The sequence below is a fragment of the Streptomyces sp. NBC_00986 genome (assembly GCF_045162565.1).
In the GTDB taxonomy this organism is placed as follows: domain Bacteria; phylum Actinomycetota; class Actinomycetes; order Streptomycetales; family Streptomycetaceae; genus Streptomyces.
In genome coordinates this window covers 4271736-4298304 of sequence record NZ_CP108733.1, presented here as the reverse complement: position 1 = coordinate 4298304, position 26569 = coordinate 4271736, and the positions used below count along the sequence as shown (strand labels likewise).

At 67.3% G+C, this 26569-nt stretch carries 23 protein-coding genes and 1 tRNA gene; 22 read left to right on the top strand and 2 right to left on the bottom strand.

Annotated elements, in window-relative coordinates; all coding sequences use genetic code 11:
* The first annotated feature begins 277 nt into the window (after positions 1-277).
* Positions 278-1651, top strand: a complete 1374-nt coding sequence (locus OG504_RS18440; RefSeq protein WP_405990802.1) for an AAA family ATPase — start codon at positions 278-280, stop codon at positions 1649-1651.
* Between the two features lie 37 nt (positions 1652-1688).
* The gene (locus tag OG504_RS18435) at positions 1689-2495 is read left to right on the top strand and encodes a hypothetical protein (protein ID WP_405990801.1); all 807 of its coding nucleotides are present in this window, start codon (positions 1689-1691) and stop codon (positions 2493-2495) included.
* A gap of 202 nt (positions 2496-2697) precedes the next feature.
* Here the strand turns inward: OG504_RS18435 and OG504_RS18430 are convergent, their stop codons facing one another.
* Positions 2698-3438 carry a GntR family transcriptional regulator gene (locus OG504_RS18430; protein ID WP_405990800.1) on the bottom strand — a complete coding sequence of 247 codons (741 nt, stop codon included), beginning with the start codon at positions 3436-3438 and terminating at the stop codon, positions 2698-2700.
* 204 nt (positions 3439-3642) lie between these two features.
* On the opposite strand from OG504_RS18430, the gene OG504_RS18425 reads away from it, so the two are divergent.
* The 8 genes from OG504_RS18425 (at position 3643) to OG504_RS18390 (ending at position 10450) form a co-directional block, all read left to right on the top strand.
* The gene (locus tag OG504_RS18425) at positions 3643-3984 is read left to right on the top strand and encodes a hypothetical protein (protein WP_266772555.1); all 342 of its coding nucleotides are present in this window, start codon (positions 3643-3645) and stop codon (positions 3982-3984) included.
* A complete protein-coding gene (locus OG504_RS18420; protein ID WP_405990799.1) occupies positions 3984-5306 on the top strand; it encodes an FtsK/SpoIIIE domain-containing protein in 1323 nt (440 codons plus the stop codon). The genes OG504_RS18425 and OG504_RS18420 overlap by 1 nt, the downstream gene beginning before the upstream one ends.
* Before the next feature lie 12 nt (positions 5307-5318).
* Positions 5319-5513 (top strand): hypothetical protein, encoded by a 195-nt coding sequence (locus tag OG504_RS18415; RefSeq protein ID WP_019060840.1) that lies wholly within the window; start codon positions 5319-5321, stop codon positions 5511-5513.
* 44 nt (positions 5514-5557) lie between these two features.
* Positions 5558-5848: a hypothetical protein gene (locus OG504_RS18410; protein ID WP_405990798.1), complete on the top strand. Its 291-nt coding sequence runs from the start codon at positions 5558-5560 to the stop codon at positions 5846-5848.
* A gap of 358 nt (positions 5849-6206) precedes the next feature.
* Positions 6207-7568, top strand: a complete 1362-nt coding sequence (locus OG504_RS18405) for a replication initiator (protein WP_405990797.1) — start codon at positions 6207-6209, stop codon at positions 7566-7568.
* Positions 7558-7761 (top strand): helix-turn-helix transcriptional regulator, encoded by a 204-nt coding sequence (locus OG504_RS18400; RefSeq protein WP_405990796.1) that lies wholly within the window; start codon positions 7558-7560, stop codon positions 7759-7761. Before OG504_RS18405 ends, OG504_RS18400 begins: the two co-directional genes overlap by 11 nt.
* Positions 7758-9149 carry a tyrosine-type recombinase/integrase gene (locus tag OG504_RS18395; protein WP_405990795.1) on the top strand — a complete coding sequence of 464 codons (1392 nt, stop codon included), beginning with the start codon at positions 7758-7760 and terminating at the stop codon, positions 9147-9149. Before OG504_RS18400 ends, OG504_RS18395 begins: the two co-directional genes overlap by 4 nt.
* Positions 9150-10033: 884 nt before the next feature.
* Positions 10034-10450 (top strand): hypothetical protein, encoded by a 417-nt coding sequence (locus OG504_RS18390; protein ID WP_405990794.1) that lies wholly within the window; start codon positions 10034-10036, stop codon positions 10448-10450.
* A gap of 271 nt (positions 10451-10721) precedes the next feature.
* On the opposite strand, the gene OG504_RS18385 is transcribed toward OG504_RS18390, so the two are convergent.
* Positions 10722-10793 (bottom strand) — tRNA-Arg (locus OG504_RS18385).
* 152 nt (positions 10794-10945) lie between these two features.
* Between OG504_RS18385 and OG504_RS18380 the strand changes: the two genes are divergently transcribed.
* The 12 genes from OG504_RS18380 to prmC all read left to right on the top strand — a co-directional run bounded on the left by OG504_RS18380 (position 10946) and on the right by prmC (position 26413).
* Positions 10946-11485 carry a response regulator gene (locus tag OG504_RS18380; protein WP_405990793.1) on the top strand — a complete coding sequence of 180 codons (540 nt, stop codon included), beginning with the start codon at positions 10946-10948 and terminating at the stop codon, positions 11483-11485.
* A 241-nt stretch (positions 11486-11726) separates the two neighbouring features.
* A complete protein-coding gene (gene nrtL, locus OG504_RS18375) occupies positions 11727-12911 on the top strand; it encodes an ArgS-related anticodon-binding protein NrtL (RefSeq protein ID WP_405990792.1) in 1185 nt (394 codons plus the stop codon).
* Positions 12912-12973: 62 nt separating this feature from the next.
* On the top strand, positions 12974-14365 hold the full coding sequence (gene lysA, locus OG504_RS18370) for a diaminopimelate decarboxylase (protein WP_405990791.1): 1392 nt from the start codon (positions 12974-12976) through the stop codon (positions 14363-14365).
* A 160-nt stretch (positions 14366-14525) separates the two neighbouring features.
* Positions 14526-15818, top strand: a complete 1293-nt coding sequence (locus OG504_RS18365; protein WP_318018838.1) for a homoserine dehydrogenase — start codon at positions 14526-14528, stop codon at positions 15816-15818.
* Positions 15819-15824: 6 nt separating this feature from the next.
* The gene (thrC, locus tag OG504_RS18360; protein ID WP_033285390.1) at positions 15825-16883 is read left to right on the top strand and encodes a threonine synthase; all 1059 of its coding nucleotides are present in this window, start codon (positions 15825-15827) and stop codon (positions 16881-16883) included.
* A gap of 247 nt (positions 16884-17130) precedes the next feature.
* A complete protein-coding gene (gene thrB, locus OG504_RS18355; RefSeq protein ID WP_405990790.1) occupies positions 17131-18060 on the top strand; it encodes a homoserine kinase in 930 nt (309 codons plus the stop codon).
* Positions 18061-18489: 429 nt separating this feature from the next.
* Positions 18490-20583, top strand: coding sequence for a transcription termination factor Rho (gene rho, locus OG504_RS18350; protein ID WP_405990789.1), 2094 nt, complete (start codon positions 18490-18492; stop codon positions 20581-20583).
* Positions 20584-20733: 150 nt separating this feature from the next.
* Positions 20734-22575, top strand: coding sequence for a trypsin-like serine protease (locus OG504_RS18345; RefSeq protein ID WP_405990788.1), 1842 nt, complete (start codon positions 20734-20736; stop codon positions 22573-22575).
* Between the two features lie 218 nt (positions 22576-22793).
* On the top strand, positions 22794-23930 hold the full coding sequence (locus tag OG504_RS18340) for an LCP family protein (protein ID WP_405990787.1): 1137 nt from the start codon (positions 22794-22796) through the stop codon (positions 23928-23930).
* Positions 23931-24114: 184 nt separating this feature from the next.
* Positions 24115-24339, top strand: coding sequence for a 50S ribosomal protein L31 (rpmE, locus tag OG504_RS18335; protein ID WP_019060712.1), 225 nt, complete (start codon positions 24115-24117; stop codon positions 24337-24339).
* Between the two features lie 105 nt (positions 24340-24444).
* Positions 24445-25521, top strand: a complete 1077-nt coding sequence (gene prfA / locus OG504_RS18330; protein WP_033285395.1) for a peptide chain release factor 1 — start codon at positions 24445-24447, stop codon at positions 25519-25521.
* Positions 25522-25567: 46 nt separating this feature from the next.
* Positions 25568-26413: a peptide chain release factor N(5)-glutamine methyltransferase gene (gene prmC, locus OG504_RS18325; protein WP_362981927.1), complete on the top strand. Its 846-nt coding sequence runs from the start codon at positions 25568-25570 to the stop codon at positions 26411-26413.
* Positions 26414-26569: the final 156 nt, after the last annotated feature.

Here is a 26569-nt window from a genome sequence, read left to right as displayed (position 1 = left end):
TGTCGTCGACCCGAGCAAGTCACGACGGTAAACCCACACGGCGATGCCTGAATCCCCATCAGCTTGGGAAGATGAGGTGATCTCCGTTCGGTTTCCCGGCAGGTCTGGCGAGGAACCTGTCATCGTGAGCCGGCTCGCCGAGTCAGTGCCCGGCGTTCCCTGCACGGTCTGGCACGTTCTCACCACGACGGATTTCCAACTGCACTCGTCCAGACAGGCGCTACCGTGATATATCGGTCGTCTGGGGACTTGATGGTCCGTCAAGGAAGGGACAGATGTGAGCGACGATCTTTCATCCAAATCCGACGAGGGTATTGACCCTAATTCGGCAGATCCCAACGAAGTGCGTAGTTTTGGAAGTCTCCAGCACTATGCGGCTTATGGACTATTCGGCTCACCCCTGCGAGAGTTTTCACTCGATGTTCGCGAACCAACGATGCTTACAGGAGCGAACGGCACCGGTAAATCCACGGTGCTACGCACCATCGATTGGATCAGTCACGGCGACTGGATTTCCTTGCTAGGAATTCCATTCGATCGCATCGTTTTGGAATTCGAGAGAGCCCGTCTCGAAGTGATCAATAGGTCCGGCAGCGTTCTGAGCGTCGTATTGAATCGTCCTCGACTTACACCTAAGAATTGGAGATACTCACGACATCCGAGGCATCTATTCCCTGACGATGTTGAATGGAATTCCCTAAGCGAGTCGGCCCGGCAGTTCTATCTTGATAGGATTCTCGCTAGAGAGTGGGCCGATATGGAATCCGATGAGCGGGCCCGGATTCTACGCATGGCCTCGCGTCATCAGAAAGACTCGACGCCGCCCACCTGGGTCAATCAAATTCCTCAATCCTTCCCTGCTCTGCTTGTTTCGGATCAGCGACTTGCCCCTGAGCGCAGGAAGCGCCCGAATAAACGAGGGACAGGCGACACCGTTGACACGGTGACTGCCATTGAGGCCGCCGTGATTCATATCAATGAGGAAGTCACACGGTTCAAGTCGCAGTACGGAACCGCTTCTCAAAACCTTGATCGCGACTTCCCTAGGCGAGTATTTGCTGCAATAAGCTCGCAACGAACATTTAGGGCGGCCGATAATATCGCAAGCGAATTCGAGGAAGTGCAGAGCTTGCGTGCGTCATTGGCGGCAACAGGGCTAATCGATGCGGCAGAGATTGAAGAATCCATCAATGACCTGCCTCTTGAGAATCCTGACTCTCGTGCGCTTATTTCCACGTACCTGTCCGACACTAAGGAAAAGCTAGCCACATTTACGCCGCTCGTTCGACGTTTGGAGCCCTTTATGGACTTCTTGCGTCGGCACTATAAAGGTAAGGCTGTCCGCATCGATGAGGATAAAGGTTTCCGGATCGTCTCAGAGGTGACAGGTGAATATATCAGTCCTGCACATCTGTCGAGCGGCGAACAGCAGATGTTTGTGCTGGCTCACAAGCTACTGTTCGGGGCAATCCCGGGAACACTGGTTATGATCGATGAGCCCGAGCTGTCTTTGCATGTTCTCTGGCAATCCACTTTTGTGGATGATCTCGCAGAAATTTCTAAAGTTTCTGGCACTTATTTCCTCCTCGCTACACATTCGCCCACCTTGATCGCAGGACGCACGGATCTGCGGCGCTCACTGGACGGGTGACTACGTGCCTGAATACACCAACGCATATGATCTGCTCATGGACGCTGAATTGCGTGCCGATGGCCTCGGGTCATCTCGGGCGATTCTTGTAGTTGAGGGGCCGGACGACAAAAGGGTATTCGCACGTCACGTCTTGGACCCCGCTCAAATTCTGCCAGCTGGCGGCCGGAAGCTACTGCTGAGTGCACACGAAAAAGCGAATGTACATCAGAGGGCAAAGATCGTATTTGTGACCGATTGTGATTATGAGGTGCGCAGGGGAGCGCTTCACGGCTCACCAGACCTCATCATTACTACCCTTACTGATATGGAGAGTGACCTTATTGCATTGGGGCTCGTCGAGCCTCTGGTGCTGGAATTGGTACCGCAAGCCCTTGAGTCTCAAGCCGTATGTCACTCAATCTGCGTCAGCGTCCTAGCTAAAGCAAAAAAGATTTCAATTCCTCTAGGGAGATTGCGCATGGCGGCTCAGCCGCTCGGCATACCTCTCGATCTAGATGATGTAAAGATTTCGCGATATTGGAATTCCAAGACTGCCTCCATGAACTTCGCCAGACTCGTAGACGCGATGCATTCGAAGGTTTCCGATGTGGTCAGTTTCAACGATTGGCGAGCCTTAGTCGCAGAGTCGCCCGATGATATGGGTATGTGTCACGGGAAGGACTTGCTCAGATCGGTAGCTTATGTGCTGAAATCGGAGTACCGCGTTGCTGATATGACGAGTGATCTTCTTGCCAGGCTGATGCGAGCCCATTTGACTGGCGACTACCTTGAAAAATGGGATGTCATTCGCCGCATAAAGACGTGGCAGCAAGCTAGTCAGCGATACGTCCTGCTGGCCTAGCCTCGGAGCCGACCGCCACAGCTATGACGTACCCCTTCTCTGGCGTCAGGTGGCTGATGCTGTGAGCGCGGCGCGGGCGCCGGCCGGGCTGGAGCGGGGCGGAGACAGGAGTGCTGGCCCGGCCGGGGGCCGGGTCGCGCGCGGGGAGCGGAGCGAGCCGCACTTGATGACGTGGAGAAAGTCTGAACCAACTCAGGCTCTGTTAGAGCCTGAAGGACAGTTCCAAATCGTCGCCTGGGAGCTGGAACTCCTCCAAGGCCAACGGCCTATCTCCCTCGGCGAGCGTCACGCGGATGACGTGTAGAAGCGGTACACCTTCGGGCAGACGGAGGGCCTGGGCCTGGTCCGGCAGAGGCATGCGAGTGCGGATGTACTCCGTGAAGTGGAGTTCGTGGCCCAACGCGGCAAGCGAGACGTAGAGCTCCGGCGCCGGCGGCGGTGCCTCCTCCTCGTACTTTGTGTCGACCAGGACAGAGAACGGCACGTACGTGCGGTGGAGTTGGCGGAGGCGGCCGTGGTCGGCTGTCTGCAAGGCGTCGTAGGTGAACATCGGCTCGCCGGGCGGGATGCGGAGGAGATCCGCCAATGCCAAGGGGGCGTCCGTGCGAGTGGCTACCGGTGGCTCGGCGTTCGTCCACTGGATGCCGTCGGCCTCCATGTACCGGCCGTCGGGGGCCAGGCGCACGCCGCGTGGGCGCGTGAGGCTTGGGCGGCTCTGGGGTGAGCGGGCGAATGTGCCTCGGCCCATGATCACCTCGACCAGGCCGGATGCCCGTAGCTCCGTGAGGCCCTGACGGACTGTGGGACGCGTCACGCCGAACTGCTTTGCCAACGCCTCCTCAGAGGGGAGCGGCTGGCCGGCGGGGAAGGTGCCGTTCAGAATGCCTTCGCGCAGGTAGTCGGCGATCTGCCGATACTTCGGCTGCGTGTTCTTCGGCGGCATGCGGGCCCTCCGTGGCCGTGATCGTCTCTCGGCTGTGCGTCTGCGTGGACAGTTCGTCCACGTGCGTAGACAGCCTCTCTCATCACAAGACGGTTGACAACCCGTACTACGGGTCGCACTCTGGACTCCGGTCACCCGTACTACGGGTGGTCTAGCAACCCGAAGGATCAGCCTTCGGGTGCCAGAGATTAGGAGTTCAGATCAGTGGCAAGCCTTCCGATCGACACCGCGAAGTTCACGGGGATCATCTGTGCCGTACCCCCGGCTCCGCGGGTTGCGAATCGTGAGACCGGTCAGCTTCGTGTTGACCGTGACACCGGCAAGACCGTGTACCAGGTCGGTCTTTGCCTGATGGCCGGGTCATCGGCGGACGTGGTGAACGTGAGTGTCGCCGGTGAGCCGGCCGGTGTGCAGCTCGGTATGCCGGTGGCCGTACGGGACTTGGTCGCCACGCCGTGGGAGAACGACGGGCGCCATGGGGTCGCATTCCGTGCGGCGGAGATCCGGCCCCTGAGCGCTCCGGCGGGGAAGGGGGCCGGGCAGTGATGACCCTGACCTCCTCCACCTCCTCGGCCGGGACGGTCTGGCCGAGTTGGGTTCTGGTGGTGGCCGCAGTGCTGGTGTCGGGTCTGCTTCTCGCAGGCCCGGCCCTGCGCCGCCGCTCCCCCGTGGCCTGGTGGCTGTTACTTGGCTTCCCGGTCATGGTCGTCCAAGTGGTGCGCACCTGGCGGCCGTTGATGGCTGGGTGCGGACTCGCCGTGAGTCGTCGGCCGGCGCTGACTGTGGTGGCCGGGCTTGTTGGCAACGGGGCACCTCCTCCTCAGCCGCGTGTCCCGCGGCACGGGCTCATACGTCCGACCGGTGGCGGATTCTGGCTGCTGGTGCGGCTGTTGCCTGGACAGGTGCCCGAGGACTTCGTCAAGGCGGGGCCCGCCATGGCGGAGGACTGGCAGGTCCATGGGGTGCGGGTCACCTCCTGGAGGCCGGGAGTCGTACGGATCGCCGCCTCGGTGGCCGATCCGCTGACCGCTCCTCGGCTGCCGAAACAGCGCGGGCCCGCGCAGTTGCTCCGAGTCGTCGTGGGCGTGCTGGAAACCGGTGCCGGTTGGGTCATCGACCTGCGGCGTGTGCCGCACTGGCTGATCGTCGGTGCCACGCGGTCCGGCAAGTCGACGTTGATCAACGCACTCGTAGCGGGCCTGGCTCCGCAACCGGTCGCTCTGGTCGGCATCGACTGCAAGGGCGGCATGGAACTGTCGCTCTACGAGCCCCGGTTGTCCGCGCTGGCGACCAACCGCGAGCAGGCGGTTCGACTCCTGGCGGCGCTCGTCGATCTGACGCTCGACCGCATGACCGTCTGTCGGTCGGCGCGCGTACGGAACATCTGGGGTCTGTCGGAGGAGGAACGACCGGTCCCCGTCGTCGTGATCGTCGACGAGATCGCGGAACTGTTCCTCGTCGCGAGCCGCAATGAGAAGGACGAAGCACACGCGGCCGGTACGGCGTTGATCCGACTCGCTCAACTCGGCGCGGCACTCGGGGTGTTCCTCGTCGTGGCCGGCCAACGGGTGGGCTCCGACTTGGGGCCGGGCGTCACGGCACTGCGTGCCCAACTCGGCGGACGCGTGTGCCACCGGGTGGCCGATCCCGGTACAGCGGAAATGGCGCTCGGAGATCTCAACCCCGACGCGCTCAAGGCCGCACAGGCCATCACTCCGGAACAGGCGGGTACGGCCGTGCTGGCCTCCGGCGACGGCTGGGAACGAGCCCGCTCGCACCTGGTCACCGAGACGGACGCGGAAGTCATCGCGGCCGAGTACGCGCACCTCGCCCCGGTCCTTCCCGAACTGCTCACCGCGGCCAAGTGAGAGGGGACTGCCGTGCTGGTGTCTATGTCGGCCGTACTGCTGCTCGGCCTGTTCATCTGGTTCCTGCTGCGCATCCGCTACCTGCGCTGGGCGGACACCCTGCTCTGCGGGACCTTCGGCTTCCTGGTGGCAAAGACCGTGGCCGCGCCGGTGGTTCAGGCGGTCCTCGTCGCGGTCAGCGGCTTCCTCGGCCAACTCCGCTTCTGAAGCGACCTCACCCGATGTCCGAACAACAGAGAGGTGGGCGAGCCATGTCCACGTACGAAATCCGCTCTGGCGACCGGGCTGCGTTCATCGCTGGCCTGCGCGAACTGGCGGACTTCCTCACCGCGAACCCCAGTGTCCTCGTACCGCGCAGCGCGTCGTTCGGCGTCTTCGTCGACGCGGCCGACTCCACCGCTCGTAGGGAGGGCGCGGAACACGTTGCCGCTCCGCTCGGCGTCCCGGTGGAGGACCTAGGCCAGGGCTACTACGACGCACGCCGCACCTTCGGATCGATCGCGTACAGCGTCGTCGCGATCCCGCCCAAGGAACAGCAGTGATCGCCCGTTTGACGGGCTCCCGACGGGGCGCGAAGTCGCCAAACCCGACCCCGTCAGGAACCCACTCCATCCGCCACATGAGCAGTGAAAGGAGTACTCACACTTTGTCCACCGCGCATCGATCGCGCAAATCCCCTCTGCCCGAGTGCGAATTGAGGGTCGTTGACTCCGAGGTGTCGACCTGCGACGGACGGGAACAGATCGTCCTCGTCGGGCTCGACGGCTTCGAACGGCATCTGTGCCCGGCACACGCCGCCGCACTCTGGCTCACAGACCCGACACTCCGATTCAGCGCCAAGACCCGTACGGAAGCAATCGCTGCCGTGATGTGGCAGGCATTCGGAGGCGGTGGTCGGCAATGACCGCGTCCATACCGACGAACGTTGTTGCTCTGCTCACCAGGGCAGCAGAGCCGGAGTTCGCAGCCTGGCGGCGCAACATCGTCAGCCTCGCCGGCTGCACCAACCCGATCCACCTGGTCGGCGGGGCAACCGTCGTCGACACGACTACGGGGGAGGCCCTGTTCTCGTACGCGTCGGACGTCTACGGCGGTCGGCTTCTGACCGCATGCGGCAACCGGCGTGCGTCAGTCTGCCCGTCCTGCTCCCGCCTCTACCGAGCCGACACCTATCAACTGATCCGGGCTGGACTGGTCGGTGGCAAGAACGTCACGGAGTCGGTGAGCGGGCACCCTCGGGTGTTCGCCACCCTCACCGCTCCCGGCTTCGGCCCGGTTCACACCCGTCGTGAACGTGCGGGGCGTGTACGGGCATGCCGTCCCCGGAAGGTGGGGGAGTGCTGCCCGCATGGCTCGCCCATCGGATGCCATGAGCGACACGCAGAGGGTGAGCCCCGTCTCGGTGAGCCTCTGTGCCCGCGCTGCTACGACTACGCCGGGGCTGTCCTATGGCAGGCGTACGCCGGGCAGTTGTGGCACCGGTTCGCGCTGGAGTTGCGTCGCGAGATCGCACGGCGGGCTGGGCTGTCCCGTACCGAACTCGGGGACGTGGCCCGGTTGTCGTACGCGAAGGTGGCTGAGTATCAGCGGCGGGGGTTGGTCCACTTCCATGCCGTGGTCCGCCTCGACGGACCGGACGGACCAGTCTCGGCTCCGCCCGGTTGGGCGACAACAGCTCTGCTGATGGACGCGATACAGGCGGTCGTCGGCCGCGTGCGGCTCGTCGCTCCTGGCGCGGATGTCGTGGGCGCTCGTGCGCTGCGCTTCGGCGAACAGGTCGACGTGCGGCCTATCGCGGCGTTCGGAGCGGGGGAGCGGCTGACCCCCGCGGCTGTTGCGGGCTACATCGCGAAGTACGCCACGAAGGGTGCCGAGTCCGCCGGCGCGGTCGACGGGCGGATTCACCAGGCGCGGGAACTGGTCATGTTGCCGGTACGGGCTCACGTCCTCCGCATGATCAGTACGTGTTGGTGGCTGGGCGGTCTGCCTCCCTTCGAGCCTCTGGGGCTCCGGCGTTGGGCCCACATGCTCGGCTACGGCGGCCACTTCTCCACCAAGTCACGGCGTTACTCGACCACTCTTACCGCACTCCGTGAGGCGCGTGCAGAACATCGTGCGGAGGAGCAGCGGACCGCCCTCGGCATCGGCGGGCGGACAACCGTCACCATCGGCCAGTGGCGCTATGCAGGGCGCGGCTACTCGCCGGAGGCGGCACTCCTGGCGGCCTCCGTACGGGAGGTCGGTGGTCCTCATGGCGCGTGAGAAGACGGCCGAACTACTCACCGTGCTGCAGGTGCTCGAAGAGCTGGGCGGGATCTCCCGGCGCACCTTCTATCGCTGGCGGGAACTGCGCCTCGCGCCGGCCTGCATCCGCTTACCCAACGGGGAGTTGAGGGTTCGCCGCGACGTGCTCAACGACTGTTTGGCGGAGCGCGCAGAGGGGGCCGCGTCGTGAAGTCGTACAAGGTCTCCGTGTGGAAGCTCTCGGTCAACAAGACGACCAAGAAGCCAACTCATGTCGTCCGATGGGTCGTTGACGGGGAAGTGTTCAGCGAGTCGTACAAGACATCGGCACTGGCCGACCGCTTCAGGGCCAAGCTGCTGCGAGCCGTCGACAAGGGCGAGCCCTTCGACACGGTGTCGGGGCTGCCCGACTCACTGCGTGGTGGCAAGGCGGCGCTGACGTACCTGGAGCTGGTGCTCAAGTACATCGATGCGCGCTGGGCTGAGGCGTCCGCGAAGCAGCGTGGCAGCATGACCGACGCATTGGCGACGGTCGTCCCTGTACTGGTCAAGCCGGTTCGGGGACGGCCAACTCCGCAGATAGTGCGGCGTGCGCTGCGCTCGTACCTCCTTCCTGTGTCACGGAGGAAGCAGGATCGGCCGGAGGAGATTGCTTCGGCGGTGCGCTGGATCGAGCGGGCTTCTTTGCCCGTAGCGGAGTTGCTGGAGATCGCTCGCGTGCATGAGCTGATCGACGGTCTCGGACGCAAGCTGGACGGCAAGCCCGCGGCCACGCAGACGTATCGGCGGCGGCGAGCGGTTGTGTTCAACTCGCTTGAGTACGCAGTCGAGTTGGAGCTTCTACAGTCCAACCCGCTGAGCCGAGTACGCCGCAAGCGTGGCAAGCGGGCGGTGCAAGAGGTCGACCGCCGAGTCGTGGTCAATCCGCGGCAGGCGCGGGAGTTGCTGGCTGCGGTGACATACGTCGGCGGCTACGAGAGGGCGAGTGGTCGGCGGCTGCGCGCGTTCTTCGGGTGCCTGTACTACGCCGCTATGCGCCCCGGGGAAGCGCTCGGCCTGCGTCGGTCGGATTGCGTGCTCCCGGCGTCGGGCTGGGGGCGTATTGAGCTGGCCGAGACGCGTCCGACGGCAGGCAAGGCGTGGACGGACTCCGGGGAGGCGCACGACCGACGGGGCCTGAAGCAGCGTGCGGAGGGTGAGGTGCGCATCGTGCCCATCCCACCTCCGCTGGTGCGTTTGCTCCGTGAGCATCTGAAGGGGTTCGGCACTGCCAAGGACGGCCGGCTCTTTGCCAGTGAGCGGGGCAACGTCGTGGCGGCCTCGTCGTACTCGCGCGTGTGGAAGCAGACGCGAGAGCTGGCGTTCCTGCCCGAACAGGTCTCCTCGGTGCTCGCCTTCCGGCCGTACGACCTGCGACACGCAGGCGTGTCCCAATGGCTCAACTCCGGTGTGCCCGCACCGGAAGTGGCGGCGCGCGCAGGCCACTCGGTTGACGTCCTGCTGAAGATCTACGCCAAGTGCATCGACGGCCAGGAGCGGGAGATGAACGACCGGATCCTGAAGGGTCTGGGAGAGGAGGGCGACACCTCCGAAAAGTGAAACGGTCCGCAGGACCGATCGATGCGAAGCCCCGGTGTGGCTGAGTGCTTCAGTAGGCGAGCTCGTGCTTGAGTCGGCGAAAGCGAGCGCCACGGTTGGCGGACGGGGCAGCCGTGGCGCCGTTAGCTGAGGCCTGGCGACATCGCGTCGTTGGACGATGGCGACCCGGTCCACCCTGGCGTGAAGCGCCGGCTCGGTTCATCCCAAGTGGGCATGATGGTCGGATGCCGCGCACCGATACTCCACCGCCGCCGACGCAGCCGAACCTCTGCCCCTTGTGCGCGACGCGCAGGCTGGGCGGGCCCGTTCCGGACCCGATCGGACGGTACTCACTGGCCTACGGCTCGCAGTACCGCTGCTCAGCGTGCGATGCATGGCTGTGCGTGACTTGCGGCGGCAAGCCCGTGCCAGATTCAGGTGTCCGCTGCGGTGTGTGCTCCACTCCGCAGGAGTCGCAGAAGCCGCAGGTATCTCCTCCCCACGCCATGCTCCCCAGGTCGGAGGACGAGGCGACGTGCATCCGGGTGACAAAGACCAAGGCACGCCCCTGTCAGAGCAGGCCGACGGAGTGGCCCGCGATCCCGGGAGAGCCGGCGCCTGTCCCGGCCTGTTGGGTCCACCTCAGCGAAGAGGAGCGCCAGAACTGCACCAGAGCGCGGGACCTAAGGCGCGCGGAACGGGCAAGGATCTGGGCAGAGGGAGAGCCGGAACGCCAACGCCGCGCAACCGAAGCTGAGGCCGAACGGCGCGTGCGGCTGGCGGCGTGCCCATGCAAGGAGCGGCTGCCTGAAAAGGCGGGAATGCGCTCCGGGCGCTACCCCGCCCCAAACCGCTGCACAGGGTGCGACTCCTGGCTGTGCGCGTCGTGCGACCGGGTACGTGTGGTGACCGAGGGCGCTCAGTGTGAAACCTGCCGCCCGCACGTCACCGAACCCGGGTGCAACGGCGATCACACGGAGGAGGGCGACCCTTACTACCGGATCACAGTGGGTGGCCTGGAGTGCTTCGATGAGGCGATGTGCCTGTTGATCCGCGCGGGGGCGCAGAACGGGGGCGCTCCCCGCGTATTCGTGGTTCGCCTCCCGATCTGCGACAGCCAGGCGGAAGCCCTGGAGGCACTGGAAACGTTCGACTCTGGATCGGACGCGGGGAGTATTGAGGTGGAGTTGGTCCCCGAAGGTACGAAGGCGACGGTAGCCCCAGGCCTGCCGGAACCGGACCTGTCTGGTTTGGGCGACATCGAAAGCTGGTGGCTCGCCAACGGATACCCGGCTGGCGATAAGAGACACCGGCTGCGGTGAGCCGGTTAGAGCCGACTGCAACGGTCAGCCTCACCAACTGAATTGCTCAGTCGCCCCGGAGAGATCCGGGGCTTTCGTCATGCCCGAACCACTACGCTGAGGGAGCTGAAAGTGGCGCGTGACCTGCGGCGAAGGCGCTCAAGATCAACACGCTATTACAACGTGATCACCGGCAAACGGCTGCTTTCGGCGGCACTCGCCTGCACAAACGCTAAGACCCCGTCTTCAGCTAAAGCGCTGATGGCGGGGTCTTTAGGCACCTCATAACAGGTGCCCCCGGCAGGATTCGAACCTGCGCACACGGCTCCGGAGGCCGTTGCTCTATCCCCTGAGCTACGGGGGCGTGTCCGTCGCGGTGATCGCGGCGACGGGTAGAACCCTACCAGCTCCTAACCGGTGTCCATGAACAGGTTTCTCGGTGATCAGGGGGGTGGTCAGGAAGGTGGGCGGGGAGGTGGTCGGAGAGGTGTGCCGGGTCGCTCGCAGGGGGTGGAAGTGGGGAAAACCCGGACGCGGTGGCCGGGACGGACCTACTCTCGAGTTGTGCCAGGCGCGTCGGGTCGGGTGCTTGTTGTGGACGACAACAAGGTCATCCGGCAGTTGATCAGGGTCAATCTCGAGCTGGAGGGTCTCGAGGTCGTGACCGCGGCCGATGGTGCCGAGTGTCTGGATGTCATTCACCAGGTTCAGCCTGATGTGGTCACCCTCGATGTCGTCATGCCCCGGCTGGACGGGCTGCGTACCGCCGCTCGGCTGCGTAGCGATCCCCGGACCCGTGATCTGCCCCTCGCCATCGTCAGCGCCTGTACCCAGTACGAGGTCGACAGCGGGCTCGACGTCGGCGTCGACGCGTTTCTCGCCAAGCCTTTCGAACCTGCCGAACTCATCGCTCTCGTAAGGCAGTTGATCGAGCGGGGGCGGCTGCGTGAGCCGCGTGATCCCGCCGATGGCCTCTCCATCGGCGGTGCCTTCGGTGCGGGCGCCGGCAGCGGTGAGGGTGAGCGGGCTGGGCGGGGCGGGCGTAGCGGCGGCTGAGGCTTCCCTCCTTGGTAGCTCGGGTAGCTCGGGTAGCTCGGGTAGCTCCGGTTGCTCGGGTAGCTCCGGCAGCTTCATCTCCGCTCCCCATATACACGGCCCCTGCTCCCCGTACCCCCCTCGATTCGCTCCCCTTCCTCACACGCAGACCCACCGCCGTATACAGACCCCCCGTCCACATCCCGGACCCCCGGCCAAACCGGCTGGCCTACCCACCCCCCTCCTCCCATACGCTTGTCCCGTGACCCCCGTCGAGCTCTCCCGTACCGTGCTGCGCGCGGTGCGTCGTGCTGTCGAGGACGGGGAGCTGCGGGTCGTCGTACCGGAGAAGGCATCCGTGACCGTGCCGGGGGCCGGTGGGTGGGGGGACTACGCCACCAACATCGCCCTCCAGCTCGCCCGGCCCGCGGGGGAGACCCCCCGCCGCGTCGCCGAACTGCTGCGGCCGCATCTCGTCGGTGCCCATGGCGTCAGCGGTGTCGAGATCACCGGGCCCGGGTTTCTCAACATCAGCCTCGGGAGTACGGCCTCCACCGCCCTCGTCGAGGAGATCCTGCGGCGCGGACCGCGGTACGGGTTCGTCGACCAGGCCGCCACCACCAGTCATGGCGATCTCCCCCCGGGCCAAGCCGCCACCACCGCCCGCCTTGTCCGACTCCACGCCCCCGACGAACCCCGCGCCCTCGTCGTCATGGACGTCGTCGCCCGCCTCCTGCGCTCGCAGGGCACCCCCGTCCGCACCCGCTGCGACAGCCGCCCCGAGCCCGCATGGCCGGCCCTTCTCGGTGCCGAGATCGAGGCCGACGCGTACGGTCCCCCGGAAGCACCAGCTCTGCGCGATGCCGATGCCGACGCCGATGTCGACGCCGACGTGCACGTCAACGTACGGCCCGTCCCGGCCCCCGCCCCCGCCGACCTCCTCACCCTCGGCCGCGACGCCGCCCGCTGGGCCCTCCTCCATCCCGCCGCCCACGACCGGCCCCGCCTCACCGCCGAGCACCTCGTGCAGCGGGAGAGCAACCCTCTCTTCCGGGTCCGTTACGCCTACGCCCGCACCCGGGCCGTCAGCCGCAACGCCGCCGACCTCGGTTTCACCGCCACACCCGGCGACGTACAACAAGACGCTCAACACGACGTACAAGAGGGCACCACCCCCCTCACCTCAGAGGCTCCCCTCCTCACCCACCTCGCCGACCACCCCCGCCTCCTCGCCCGCGCAGCAGCCCACCGTGCCCCCGACCTGCTCGCCCGTCACCTGGTCGCCGTAGCCGATGCGGCTCTCCCTCTCCTCCCCGCCGCGCTTCCGCTCGGGGACGAGAAACCCTCGGCCGCCCACCGTGCCCGGCTCGCGCTCGCCGAAGCCGCCGGGGCGGTGCTCGCCGGTGGCCTGTCCCTGCTCGGCATCGACGCCCCCGAACACCTCTGAGCGCCACGACCGACAAGACACTGCACGATCCGAGCGCCAGGAAGAGACAGAAGAGACAAGTCATGAGCCGTTCCGCACATCCCGCCGGTCCCCGTCACGCCGACGTCCTGCCCGAGGGGCACTACTCCGCCCCGGCCGCCGACCTCAACGCACTCGACCCCAAGGTGTGGGCGCAGACCGTCGGTCGTGACGCGGACGGTGTCGTCACCGTCGGCGGTATCGACGTGAAGACGCTCGCCGAGCAGCACGGCACCCCGGCCTACGTTCTCGACGAGGCCGATTTCCGGGAGCGGGCCCGGGCCTGGCGCACCGCGTTCGGGCCGGACGCCGACGTCTTCTACGCCGGCAAGGCGTTCCTCTCCCGTGCCGTCGTGCGGTGGCTGCACGACGAAGGGCTCAATCTTGATGTGTGTTCCGGTGGTGAGCTCGCCACCGCCCTCTCCGCCGGGATGCCTGCCGACCGCATCGCCTTCCACGGCAACAACAAGTCCGTCGGCGAGATCACGCGGGCCGTCGAGGCCGGCGTAGGCCGCATCGTTCTCGACTCCTTCCAGGAGATCGTGCGGGTCGCTCATATCGCCCAGTCCCTCGGCAGGCGGCAACGCGTGCAGATCCGGATCACCGTGGGCGTGGAGGCGCACACCCACGAGTTCATCGCCACCGCGCACGAGGACCAGAAGTTCGGGATTCCGCTGGCCGGCGGGCAGGCCGCCGAGGCCGTGCGCCGCGCCCTGCAGCTCGACGGGCTCGAACTCATCGGGATCCACAGCCACATCGGGTCGCAGATCTTCGACATGTCCGGGTTCGAGGTCGCCGCCCATCGGGTTGTCGGGCTGCTCAAGGCCGTCCGCGACGAGCACGGTGTCGAGCTTCCCGAGATCGACCTCGGCGGCGGGCTCGGGATCGCGTACACCAGCGACGACGACCCCCGCGAGCCGCACGAGATCGCCAAGGCGCTCACCGAGATCGTCACCCGCGAGTGCGAGTCCGCCAAGCTGCGGACTCCTCGTATCTCCGTCGAGCCGGGGCGCGCCGTCGTCGGGCCGACCGCCTTCACGCTCTACGAAGTCGGCACCATCAAGCCCCTCGACGGGCTGCGCACGTACGTCTCCGTCGACGGCGGCATGTCCGACAACATCCGGACGGCGCTCTACGACGCGGAGTACAGCGTCGCTCTCGTGTCCCGCCGCTCCGACGCCGAGCCCATGCTCACTCGCGTCGTCGGCAAGCACTGCGAGAGCGGGGACATCGTGGTCAAGGACGCGTTCCTGCCGGGGGACCTGGCACCGGGTGACCTGATCGCCGTACCGGCGACGGGCGCGTACTGCCGTTCCATGGCGAGCAATTACAACCATGTGCTCCGGCCGCCGGTCGTCGCCGTGAAGGATGGGGAGTCGCGGGTCATCGTCCGTCGGGAGACGGAGGACGACCTCTTGCGTCTCGACGTCGGCTGAATAAGAGGGAGCAAGAGAAGCGAGAAAGGGGTGGAAGATCTACGGTCTTCCACCCCTGTGGAAATGAAATCGATGTCTCACGATCCGGACCATGGATAGAAACTCCCGTCCGGTGAGTGAGACTGGTCCAACCGATGACGGTATGAGGAAACGAGGTCGGATGATGCGTACGCGTCCGCTGAAGGTGGCGCTGCTGGGCTGCGGAGTGGTCGGCTCAGAGGTGGCGCGCATCATGACGACGCACGCCGACGACCTCGCCGCCCGCATCGGCGCACCCGTCGAGCTCGCGGGCGTCGCCGTACGGCGGCCCTCCAAGGTCCGCGAAGGCATCGACCCCGCCCTCGTCACCACCGACGCCACCGCCCTCGTCAAGCGCGGGGACATTGATGTCGTCGTCGAGGTCATCGGCGGTATCGAGCCCGCCCGTTCCCTCATCACCGCCGCCTTCGAGCACGGCGCGTCCGTCGTCTCCGCCAACAAGGCGCTGCTCGCCCAGGACGGCGCCGCGCTGCACGCCGCCGCCGAGCAGCAGGGCAAGGACCTGTACTACGAGGCCGCCGTCGCGGGTGCGATTCCGCTGATCCGGCCGCTGCGCGAGTCCCTCGCCGGTGACAAGGTCAACCGGGTGCTCGGGATCGTCAACGGGACCACCAACTTCATCCTCGACAAGATGGACAGCACGGGCGCGGGTTATCAGGAGGCCCTCGACGAGGCCACCGCCCTCGGGTACGCCGAAGCCGATCCCACCGCCGATGTCGAGGGTTTCGACGCCGCAGCCAAGGCCGCCATCCTCGCCGGAATCGCCTTCCACACGCGCGTGCGTCTCGACGACGTCTACCGCGAGGGCATGACCGAGGTCACCGCCTCCGACTTCGCCTCCGCGAAGAACATGGGCTGCACCATCAAGCTGCTGGCCATTTGTGAGCGCGCCGAGGACGGTGGCAGCGTCACCGCGCGCGTGCATCCCGCGATGATCCCGCTCAGCCACCCGCTCGCCTCCGTACGCGGCGCCTACAACGCCGTGTTCGTCGAGTCCGACGCCTCCGGCCAGCTGATGTTCTACGGCCCCGGCGCGGGCGGCGCCCCCACCGCCTCCGCTGTTCTCGGTGACCTCGTCGCCGTGTGCCGCAACCGGCTCAACGGGACCACAGGGCCCGGCGAGTCGGCGTACGCCGGACTGCCCGTGTCGGGCATGGGCGAGGTCGTCACGCGGTACCACATCAGCCTCGACGTCGCCGACAAACCAGGTGTTCTCGCACAGGTCGCCACCGTGTTCGCCGAGCACGGTGTCTCGATCGATACGGTTCGGCAGCAGGGGAAGGACGGCGAGGCATCCCTCGTCGTCGTCACGCACCGCGCGTCCGACGCCGCCCTGGGCGGGACCGTCGAGGCGTTGCGCAAGCTCGACACCGTGCGGGGTGTCGCCAGCATCATGCGGGTTGAAGGAGAGTAACCAGCAATGACCCACCAGTGGCGCGGAATCATCGAGGAGTACCGGGACCGGCTCCCGGTGTCCGACAGCACGCCGGTCGTCTCCCTCCGCGAGGGCGGCACGCCCCTCGTGCCCGCGCAGGTGCTCTCCGAGCGCACCGGCTGCGAGGTCCACCTCAAGGTGGAGGGTGCCAACCCCACCGGGTCCTTCAAGGACCGCGGTATGACCATGGCCATCACGCGGGCCAAGGAGGAGGGCGCGCAGGCCGTCATCTGCGCCTCCACCGGCAACACGTCGGCCTCCGCAGCCGCCTACGCCGTACGCGCCGGGATGGTCTGTGCCGTCCTCGTGCCGCGCGGCAAGATCGCGCTCGGCAAGATGGGCCAGGCCCTCGTGCACGGCGCGAAGATCCTCCAGGTCGACGGGAACTTCGACGACTGCCTCACCCTCGCCCGCGAGCTGAGCGACAACTACCCTGTGGCGCTGGTGAATTCGGTCAACCCGGTGCGCATCGAGGGCCAGAAGACGGCCGCCTTCGAGATCGTCGACATGCTCGGCGACGCGCCCGACATCCACGTCCTGCCGGTGGGCAACGCGGGCAACATCACCGCGTACTGGAAGGGCTACAAGGAGTACGCCGGCGACGGCATCGCCGCCAAGTCGCCCCGCATGTGGGGTTTCCAGGCCTCCGGTTCCGCGCCCATCGTGCGCGGCGAGATCGTCAAGGACCCCTCGACGATCGCCACCGCGATCCGCATCGGCAACCCCGCGTCCTGGCAGTTCGCGCTGGACGCGCGGGACGAGTCCGGCGGGTTCATCGACGAGGTGACGGACCGTGAGATCCTGCGCGCCTACCGGCTGTTGGCCGCTCAGGAGGGCGTTTTCGTCGAGCCCGCCTCCGCCGCTTCCGTCGCCGGTCTGCTGAAGGCGGCCGAGCAGGGCAAGGTCGACCCGGGCCAGACCATCGTCTGCACGGTCACCGGAAACGGCCTCAAGGACCCCGACTGGGCCGTCGCGGGAGCCCCGCAGCCCGTCACGATCCCGGTCGACGCGCCGACGGCCGCCGAACGCCTCGGTCTGGCGTAAAGCCGCCTGGCGGGTATTCGCCACGGGGGGTGCACAGGGGGCTTACGACACGCATCGTGCGCCTCCTGTGCGCCCTATGTCGCCACAGAACCTTCCTTCGATAGGCTGTACCGAACCCGCCCGCCGCATATGCCTGCGCGCATGGCTCGGCACCGCGCCGTCTCCACGGCCCGAGGGTCTTCACGTACCTATCGAATCTCATCGAATGTCTTCGACAGTCACGCAGCTCAAGGAGAGTCATCGAGCGATGGCCGGTCCAGCCTTCCGCGCCGCCGCCGTCCGGGTGCGCGTCCCCGCCACCAGCGCCAACCTCGGCCCGGGCTTCGACGCCTTCGGCCTCTCGCTGGGGCTCTACGACGACGTCGTCGTCCGTGTCGCCGACTCCGGGCTGCTCATCGACATCGCGGGCGAGGGCAGCGAGACCCTCCCGCGCGACGAGAACCACCTCCTCGTACGAGCCCTGCGCACCGCCTTCGACCTGCTCGGCGGACAGCCGCGCGGCCTCGAGATCGTGTGCGCCAACCGCATTCCGCACGGCCGCGGCCTGGGCTCCTCCTCCGCCGCCATCTGCGCCGGCATCGTCGCCGCACGCGCGGTGACCATAGGCGGGGACTCCCGGCTCGACGACACGGCCCTGCTGGAACTCGCCACCGAGATCGAGGGCCACCCCGACAACGTCGCGGCCTGTCTGCTGGGCGGCTTCACGCTCTCCTGGATGGACGGCGGCGCCGCGCGGGCGATCAGGATGGACCCCGCCGATTCCATCGTTCCGGTGGTTTTCGTGCCCGGGAAACCGGTGCTCACCGAGACCGCGCGCGGCCTGCTCCCGCGCAGCGTCCCGCACGTCGACGCCGCCGCCAACGCGGGCCGCGCCGCACTGCTCGTCGAGGCCCTCACCCGGCGCCCCGAGCTGCTGCTGCCCGCCACCGAGGACCGGCTGCACCAGGAATACCGCGCTCCGGCGATGCCCGAAAGCGCGGCGCTAGTGGACCGCTTGAGGGCGGACGGAGTTCCGGCCGTCATCTCCGGTGCGGGGCCCACTGTGTTGGCACTTGTCGACGCCGACAACGCCGACAAGGTGTCCCACCTCGCCGGTGAGGGCTGGGCCGCCAACCGGCTTGATCTCGACGCACAGGGCGCCTGCGTACTGCCGCTCGCGGCCCCCAGCGCCAATTGACTACGTACCGTCGCCGGATTTCGAGAGGGGGAATGTTTGTTGGATCCGGTAGTGTTAATCTCAAGTCTGCACCCGACCCCACCATGGCGAGGTGCTTGTTGTCCCCGTCCGGGACAGACATTCTTCCGGGAGCCTCCCAAGCCGCACTGTGTTTCGTACGACGTACGCGGGCAGTACCTCGTACGCGGACACTGAGCGGTTCGCCGGGCACGCTCCGGAAGCCGGGCAAGCTCCGGAATTGGTGCGACCAAGCCACGTGACACAGACACTCGGTGCCACTGCTTCGGGAAGCGCCGTCACCAGCAATCTCTTCCGCCGCTTAGGCGGACCACCGCCCCGGCACGGTTCACACAGCAAGAACCGAAGCCGGACAGCACAACCGGTCGCCGAGCCAGACAGGCCGACGTCCGCTCCAGGGAAGGACCCTTCGTGAGCGACACCACCGATCTGATGGGCGCGCGTGTCGAGGAGACCGCTGCCGCGCCCGCCACGGACGCCTCCGCGCCTGCCACCGGTGCCGGCTCCCGGCGGCGCCGCGGTACCGGCCTCGACGGCATGGTGCTGGCCGAGCTGCAGCAGGTCGCATCCGGCCTCGGCATCAGGGGCACCGCGCGGATGCGCAAGAGCCAGCTGATCGAGGTCATCAAGGACGCGCAGGCGGGCGGAGGTGCTCCGGCCAAGGCCGAGACCGCCACCGAGACCAAGCCGAAGCGCCGCGCCACCTCCAAGACCCGTACGGGCGACGAGGCGGTCGCCCCGGCCGAGCAGAAGGCCGAGAAGGTCGCCGCCGAGAAGGCCGTGGCCCAGCAGCAGATCGAGATCCCCGGCCAGCCCGCTGGGGGCCCCTCCCGCTCGAGCGAAGCCGAGAGTGGGGGAGACGACGCCCCTGTGGAGCGCCGTCGTCGCCGCGCGACCGCCGAGGCCGGCAGCCCGGAGACGGTCACCGCCGAGGCGAAGAGCGAGCCGAAGGCCGAGACGCCCGCCGCCGCGCAGGGCGAGGCCCGGGGCGACGCCGGTGACGACGGCCGTCAGGGCCGCCGGGACCGTCGCGACCGCGACCGCAGTGGCCGTCAGGACCGCCAGGACCGTGACCGCGGCGACCGCCGCAAGGACAACGAGCAGCAGGGCGGCGGCCAGCAGCAGAGCGGCGGCCGTCAGGACCGCCAGCAGGACCGCCAGCAGGGCGGTCAGCAGCAGGACCGTCAGCAGCAGAGCAGTGGCCGCCAGGACCGTCAGGACCGGCAGCAGCGCGACAACGGCCCGCAGGACGACGACGACTTCGAGGGCGGCCGTCGCGGCCGTCGCGGCCGGTACCGGGACCGCCGTGGCCGTCGCGGACGCGACGAGTTCGGTGGCGGCGCCGCGGGCGAGCCGCAGGTCGCCGACGACGATGTGCTGATCCCCGTCGCGGGCATCCTCGACATCCTCGACAACTACGCGTTCATCCGTACGTCCGGCTACCTGCCGGGCCCGAACGACGTGTACGTGTCCCTCGCCCAGGTCCGCAAGAACGGCCTGCGCAAGGGCGACCACGTCACCGGCGCGGTCCGCCAGCCCAAGGACGGCGAGCGCCGCGAGAAGTTCAACGCGCTGGTCCGCCTCGACTCGGCGAACGGCATGGGTGCCGAATCCGGGCGCGGACGGCCGGAGTTCAACAAGCTGACGCCGCTGTACCCGCAGGACCGGCTCCGGCTGGAGACCGACCCGGGTGTGCTGACGACCCGCATCATCGACCTCGTCGCGCCGATCGGTAAGGGCCAGCGCGGTCTGATCGTGGCCCCGCCGAAGACCGGCAAGACCATGATCATGCAGGCGATCGCCAACGCGATCACGCACAACAACCCCGAGTGCCACCTGATGGTCGTCCTGGTCGACGAGCGTCCGGAAGAGGTCACCGACATGCAGCGGTCGGTGAAGGGCGAGGTCATCTCCTCGACCTTCGACCGTCCCGCCGAGGACCACACCACGGTCGCCGAGCTCGCCATCGAGCGCGCCAAGCGGCTGGTGGAGCTGGGCCACGACGTCGTCGTACTGCTCGACTCGATCACGCGTCTCGGCCGTGCGTACAACCTCGCCGCGCCCGCCTCCGGCCGCATCCTCTCCGGTGGTGTCGACTCCACGGCGCTGTACCCGCCCAAGCGCTTCTTCGGCGCCGCGCGCAACATCGAGGACGGCGGTTCGCTGACCATCCTCGCCACGGCACTCGTCGACACCGGTTCGCGCATGGACGAGGTCATCTTCGAGGAGTTCAAGGGCACGGGCAACGCCGAGCTGAAGCTCGACCGGAAGCTCGCGGACAAGCGCATCTTCCCGGCGGTGGATGTCGACGCGTCCGGTACCCGTAAGGAAGAAATCCTGCTCGGCAGCGACGAGTTGGCTGTCACCTGGAAGCTGCGCCGTGTGCTGCACGCGCTCGACCAGCAGCAGGCGATCGAACTGCTCCTCGACAAAATGAAGCAGACGAAGTCGAACGCCGAGTTCCTGCTCCAGATCCAGAAGACCACTCCCGGCAACGGCGACTGAGGCAAGTCAGCGTTATCAAAGGGCCGCTCCCTGTTAAGGGGGCGGCCCTTCGCGTTGTCAGTGGCTCGCTGTACGATCGCGCCCTTCGGACTTGCTTTCGACAATCGTCCGAACTTCTGATCCCGAGGGGGGACTTGAGTGGGTACGCCCATGCCTGGGGCTGGTCGGCACAGACGCCGGATACGTTTCGGCCTGCCTGTTGCCGCGGCCGGTATCGCCGCCGCTGTGACCGCCGCACTGATGACGACGTCCGCCGGCGCGGCCACCGCGCTGCCGACGCCGACCGTGAAGCCCGCCGTGAGCACGACGTCGCTCGCCACGCTGAAGAAGCGCGTCGCGGGCGCCGAGGCCGGTGACGACATCGCCGGGGAGACGACCAAGAAGGCGTCCCTGAGCGCGAGCACCACCGGCACGGCCGCCAGCCCGAAGATCATCGGCGGCACGACGACCACCATCAACACCGCGCCGTTCATGGCGCAGCTCTGGTACTACGACGACAAGGGCACCACCGACGAGAGCGACGACCTCGGCTTCTTCTGCGGCGGCTCGGTCATCTCGCCCTCGAAGATCCTGACGGCCTCGCACTGCGTCAAGGGCTACAACTGGGCCAAGTACGGCGCCGTCGTCACCAGCGCCACCGTGCTGCCGACCACGGACGCCGACGGCAACACCGACCTGCACGGTGGCCAGGCCACCGCGGTCCTGCGCCAGTGGAACCACCCGTCGTACAACGCGACGACGATCGACAACGACATCGCGGTCCTCACCCTGGCGGCCCCCGTCAAGGCGACCCCGATCCGGATGACGACGTACGGCGACACGGCGTCCTACACGGGCACGCCCGCCAAGACCGCCAAGGTCTACGGCTGGGGCCGCACCAGCTCCCAGACCGAGGACATCTCCGAGACGCTGAAGACGGCCACGCTGCCGATCCAGTCGGACGCCACCTGCACCGGCGCCTACGGCAGCCTCGTCATCAAGGCCCACATGGTCTGCGCGGGCACGCCCGCCACGGGCAGCGACACCGGTACGACGACGATCTGCAACGGCGACTCCGGCGGCCCGCTGGTCGTCGGCGGCCGGATCGTCGGTGTCGTCTCCTGGAGCGGCGACGACGGTGACGCCACCACCGTCAACGACTGCGTCGTCGAGGGCACCTACGGCGTCTTCACGAAGGTCAGCGCCTACGTCGGCGCGGCCTACGCACAGGTCGACGACGGCAACCTGAGCTACAGCGACAACAAGGCCGACGTCTACGCCCGCAAGTCCTCCAACAAGGTGGGCTACGAGCTGGACTCCAAGGGCACCTCGCTGGCCACCCGCGTCTCCCTGGGCGACTGGGGCGGCGTCAACCTGGTCCGGTCCGCCGACCTGAACCGGGACGGCTACCAGGACTGGATCTACCGGACCACCGCAGGCGCGGTCTACTGGGACCACTTCCAGCTCAACAGCGCCCGGGACGACGGCAGTTGGGTCAGCACGAAGATCTTCGCCAACTGGAAGACCCGCACCCGGATCATCGCCCCCGGCGATGTCACCGGCGACTACCTGCCCGACCTGGTCTCGGTCGACAGCGCCGGCGTGCTGTGGATCTACCCGGGCAAGGGCAACGGCACCTTCTCCTCGCCGTCGCGGGTCGGCGGGGGCTGGAGCCAGTACAACACCCTGGTCGGCCACGGCGACTTCAACGGTGACGGCAAGGCCGACCTGCTCGCCCGCAACAAGAGCACCGGCGTCGTCTACCTGTACAAGGGCGCCGGCAAGTCCGGCACGGGTGCCTTCGCGGCCCGCGTGAAGGTGCGCACCTGGGGCAGCTACAACGCCTTCGACGCCGTCGGTGACTTCACCGGCGACGGCAAGGCGGACCTCCTGATCCGCAACGCGAGCAACGCGCTGTACCTCTACCCGGGCACCGGCAAGGCCACGAGCGAGATCTTCGGCACACCGAAGTCGCTCGGCACCGGTTTCCAGCAGTACGACATCTTCGGCTGAAATCGCAGGTGAGCGGGGCGTAACCCGCTGACGCGACTACACAGAGTGCCCATCGCCGTACGCGATGGGCACTCTGCGTTGTGCAACCCTTTCCCGAGTTTCCCTGTCTGACCTGGCGGAGCGACCATAGAGCGAGGATTGAGCGGTATCAGTCGCTTCGGCCAGGCCTGACCCTGAAAGCAGGGGGTAACCGACCCGGAACGAGATGCGAGGAGCCCATGTCCGCCGAGAGCACGCCGGAGCCCGCCATACCGGGCAAGGACGGCACCAACGGCCCGCGCCACCGCGCCGGAGGCCGTAAGAAGGACCGCAGTCCGCGCCACAAGGCCCTGCTGATCACGGCCTGGGTCGCGGCCGGCGTCGTCGTGCTGGGCGGCACCGGCGCCGGGTACGTGTACTTCAAGCTCAACGGCAACATCAAGAGCGTCGACATCAACCAGGCCCTCGGCACCGACCGGCCGGTCAAGGTCGACAACGGCTCGGAGAACATCCTGGTCCTGGGCTCGGACAGCCGCTCCGGCACGAACAAGAAGCTGGGCGGCGGCACGGACGACGGCAGTGCGCGCTCCGACACCGCGATGATCGTGCACGTCTACAAGGGCCACAAGAAGGCCAGCGTGGTGTCCATCCCGCGCGACACCCTCGTCGACCGCCCCGAGTGCACCGACACCAAGGGCGTCACGCACGACGCGGCGTCCGACGTGATGTTCAACGAGGCGTACTCCACGGGCGGCGCCGCCTGCACGGTGAAGACCGTTGAGTCCGTCACCGGCCTGCGCATGGACCACTACCTCGAGGTCGACTTCGCCGGCTTCGAGAAGCTCATCGACGAACTCGGCGGCGTCCCGGTCACCACCACCAAGGCCATCAAGGACCCGCAGAGCCACCTCGACCTCAAGGCCGGCACCCACACGCTCAACGGCCAGCAGGCCCTGGGCCTGGTCCGCACCCGGCACGGCGTCGGCGACGGCTCCGACCTCGGCCGCATCCAGCTCCAGCAGGCCTTCATCAAGGCCCTGGTCAACCAGGTCAAGCACGTCGGCGTCCTGACCAGCCCGACGAAGCTGTACGAGCTGGCCAACACCGCCACCAAGGCCGTCACCACCGACTCCGACCTCGGCTCCGTGAACTCCCTCACGTCCTTCGCCAACGGCCTCAAGAGCATCAGCTCCTCCCACATGAACATGGTCACGATGCCGGTCGAGTACGACCCGGCCAACCCGAACCGCGTGATCGTGGAGAAGTCCAAGGCCCAGATGGTCTGGACGGCCCTGAAGAACGACCGCCCGATCCCGGCGGCAGCAACAAAGGGCACGGCAACAGGCGAAGCCAAGGGCGTAGTAACAGCTGGCTAGGGCGCAACCCCCCAGGGGCGCGGGGAACTGCGCGACAAGCCCCCACCGGCCCGCAGGGAATAGACAACGAGAACCCCCGGTTTTGGGAGATGGCTCCAGTGCTGGCAGACTGGTACGTCGGCCCCGGTTCACGCCCCGCAACCCGCGAAGCGACCCGGCGCCCTCCCGAAACTAGGAGACACCCTTGAAGCGCGAGATCCACCCCGAGTACGTCGAGACCCAGGTCAGCTGCACCTGTGGCGCGTCGTTCACCACCCGCAGCACGATCACGAGCGGCAACATCCGCGCCGAGGTCTGCTCCGAGTGCCACCCGTTCTACACGGGCAAGCAGAAGATCCTCGACACCGGTGGCCGCGTGGCCCGCTTCGAGGCCCGCTTCGGCAAGGCTGCTGCCGGCTCCACGAAGTAGCGAGCTTCCATTTCGCCGGTCCCCGGCCACGCCCTCCACAGGCGTGCCGGGACCGGCGTTTTTGGTCGCCCGCCTTCCCTTCCGTACGCATTTCAGGAGCCCAAGATGTTCGAGGCTGTCGAGGACCTCATCGGCGAGCACGCCGACCTTGAGACGAAGCTCGCCGACCCGTCGGTCCACGCCGACCAGGCCAACGCGCGCAAGCTGAACAAGCGCTACGCCGAGCTCACCCCGATCGTCGCCACGTACCGCTCCTGGAAGCAGACCGGCGACGACATCGAGACCGCGCGTGAACTCGGCGCCGACGACCCGGAGTTCGCGGCCGAGGTCAAGGAGCTGGAGAAGCACCGCGACGAGATCACGGAGAAGCTGCGCCTCCTGCTGGTCCCGCGCGACCCCAGCGACGACAAGGACGTCATCCTCGAGATCAAGGCGGGCGCCGGCGGCGACGAGTCCGCGCTGTTCGCGGGTGACCTGCTTCGCATGTACCTGCGGTACGCGGAGCGCGTCGGCTGGAAGACCGAGATCATCGACGCCACCGAGTCCGAGCTGGGCGGCTACAAGGACGTCCAGGTCGCCGTGAAGACCAAGGGCGGCAACGGCGCGACCGAGCCCGGCCAGGGTGTCTGGGCCCGCCTGAAGTACGAGGGCGGCGTGCACCGCGTGCAGCGCGTCCCGGCGACCGAGTCCGCGGGCCGTATCCACACCTCGGCGGCCGGCGTCCTGGTCACGCCCGAGGCGGAGGAGGTCGACGTCGAGATCAACCCGAACGACCTCCGCATCGACGTCTACCGCTCCTCGGGCCCCGGCGGGCAGTCCGTCAACACGACCGACTCCGCGGTGCGCATCACGCACATTCCGACCGGAGTCGTCGCTTCCTGCCAGAACGAGAAGAGCCAGCTGCAGAACAAGGAGCAGGCACTGCGTATCCTGCGCTCCAGGCTGCTCGCCGCGGCGCAGGAGGAGGCGGAGCGGAACGCCGCCGACGCCCGCCGCAGCCAGGTCCGCACGGTCGACCGCTCCGAGAAGATCCGTACGTACAACTTCCCGGAGAACCGCATCTCGGACCACCGCGTCGGATTCAAGGCGTACAACCTCGACCAGGTCCTCGACGGGGACCTCGACGCGATGATCCAGGCTTGCGTGGACGCGGACTCGGCCGCCAAGCTCGCGGCGGCGTAAGGCACGGCACGGTTCGGCACGGACGAGTACGACACGGAGGACTTGCGTGAACCTGCTGCTAGCAGAGGTGGCCCAGGCCACCCAGCGGCTGGCCGACGCCGGCGTGCCCTCGCCGCGCAACGACGCGGAGGAGCTCGCCGCGTTCGTGCACGGTGTGAAGCGGGGCGAGCTGCACTCCGTGAAGGACGTGGACTTCGACGCCCGCTACTGGGAGACCATCGCCCGGCGCGAGCAGCGTGAGCCGCTCCAGCACATCACCGGCCGCGCCTTCTTCCGGTACCTGGAACTCCAGGTCGGGCCGGGGGTGTTCGTGCCGCGTCCCGAGACCGAGTCGGTGGTCGGCTGGGCCATAGACGCGGTCCGCGCGATGGACGTCGTGGAGCCGCTGATCGTGGACCTCTGCACCGGCTCCGGCGCCATCGCGCTCGCCCTCGCGCAGGAGGTCCCGCGCTCCCGGGTGCACGCCGTGGAGCTGTCCGAGGACGCCCTCCAGTGGACCCGCAAGAACATGGACGGCTCCCGCGTCGACCTGCGGCAGGGCAACGCCCTGGACGCCTTCCCCGACCTCGACGGCCATGTCGACCTGGTCATCTCCAACCCGCCGTACATCCCGCTCACGGAGTGGGAGTACGTCGCTCCCGAGGCGCGGGACTACGACCCCGAACTCGCCCTGTTCTCAGGGGAGGACGGCCTCGACCTGATCCGCGGCATCGAACGCACCGCGCACCGGCTTCTCCGCCCGGGCGGTGTCGTCGTCATCGAGCACGCCGACACCCAGGGCGGCCAGGTGCCGTGGATCTTCACCGAGGAGCGTGGCTGGGCCGACGCGGCCGACCACCCCGATCTCAACAACCGCCCGCGCTTCGCGACCGCCCGCAGGGCTACGCCATGACAGCCGCCGCCAGGCAACCAGCGAGTGAGCCGGAGGGGCGCGTCGGTGTCGAGAGCACGAGCGCGCGGAGGCCCGAAGGGCTGAGCACGGTCGTGCTCTCGACACCGACAACAGGCGCCCCGGAGGCGAACCGGGCGACAAAAAAAGGAGACCGCT

Excerpts from the sequence above, each read along its gene's own strand:
- OG504_RS18435 (WP_405990801.1), top strand. The coding sequence starts at position 1,689 with ATGGACGCTGAATTGCGTGCCGATGGCCTCGGGTCATCTCGGGCGATT.
- OG504_RS18430 (WP_405990800.1), bottom strand. The coding sequence starts at position 3,438 with ATGCCGCCGAAGAACACGCAGCCGAAGTATCGGCAGATCGCCGACTAC.
- OG504_RS18420 (WP_405990799.1), top strand. The coding sequence starts at position 3,984 with ATGACCCTGACCTCCTCCACCTCCTCGGCCGGGACGGTCTGGCCGAGT.
- OG504_RS18410 (WP_405990798.1), top strand. The coding sequence starts at position 5,558 with ATGTCCACGTACGAAATCCGCTCTGGCGACCGGGCTGCGTTCATCGCT.
- OG504_RS18405 (WP_405990797.1), top strand. The coding sequence starts at position 6,207 with ATGACCGCGTCCATACCGACGAACGTTGTTGCTCTGCTCACCAGGGCA.
- OG504_RS18400 (WP_405990796.1), top strand. The coding sequence starts at position 7,558 with ATGGCGCGTGAGAAGACGGCCGAACTACTCACCGTGCTGCAGGTGCTC.
- lysA (WP_405990791.1), top strand. The coding sequence starts at position 12,974 with ATGAGCCGTTCCGCACATCCCGCCGGTCCCCGTCACGCCGACGTCCTG.
- OG504_RS18365 (WP_318018838.1), top strand. The coding sequence starts at position 14,526 with ATGATGCGTACGCGTCCGCTGAAGGTGGCGCTGCTGGGCTGCGGAGTG.
- thrC (WP_033285390.1), top strand. The coding sequence starts at position 15,825 with ATGACCCACCAGTGGCGCGGAATCATCGAGGAGTACCGGGACCGGCTC.
- thrB (WP_405990790.1), top strand. The coding sequence starts at position 17,131 with ATGGCCGGTCCAGCCTTCCGCGCCGCCGCCGTCCGGGTGCGCGTCCCC.
- OG504_RS18345 (WP_405990788.1), top strand. The coding sequence starts at position 20,734 with ATGCCTGGGGCTGGTCGGCACAGACGCCGGATACGTTTCGGCCTGCCT.
- OG504_RS18340 (WP_405990787.1), top strand. The coding sequence starts at position 22,794 with ATGTCCGCCGAGAGCACGCCGGAGCCCGCCATACCGGGCAAGGACGGC.
- prfA (WP_033285395.1), top strand. The coding sequence starts at position 24,445 with ATGTTCGAGGCTGTCGAGGACCTCATCGGCGAGCACGCCGACCTTGAG.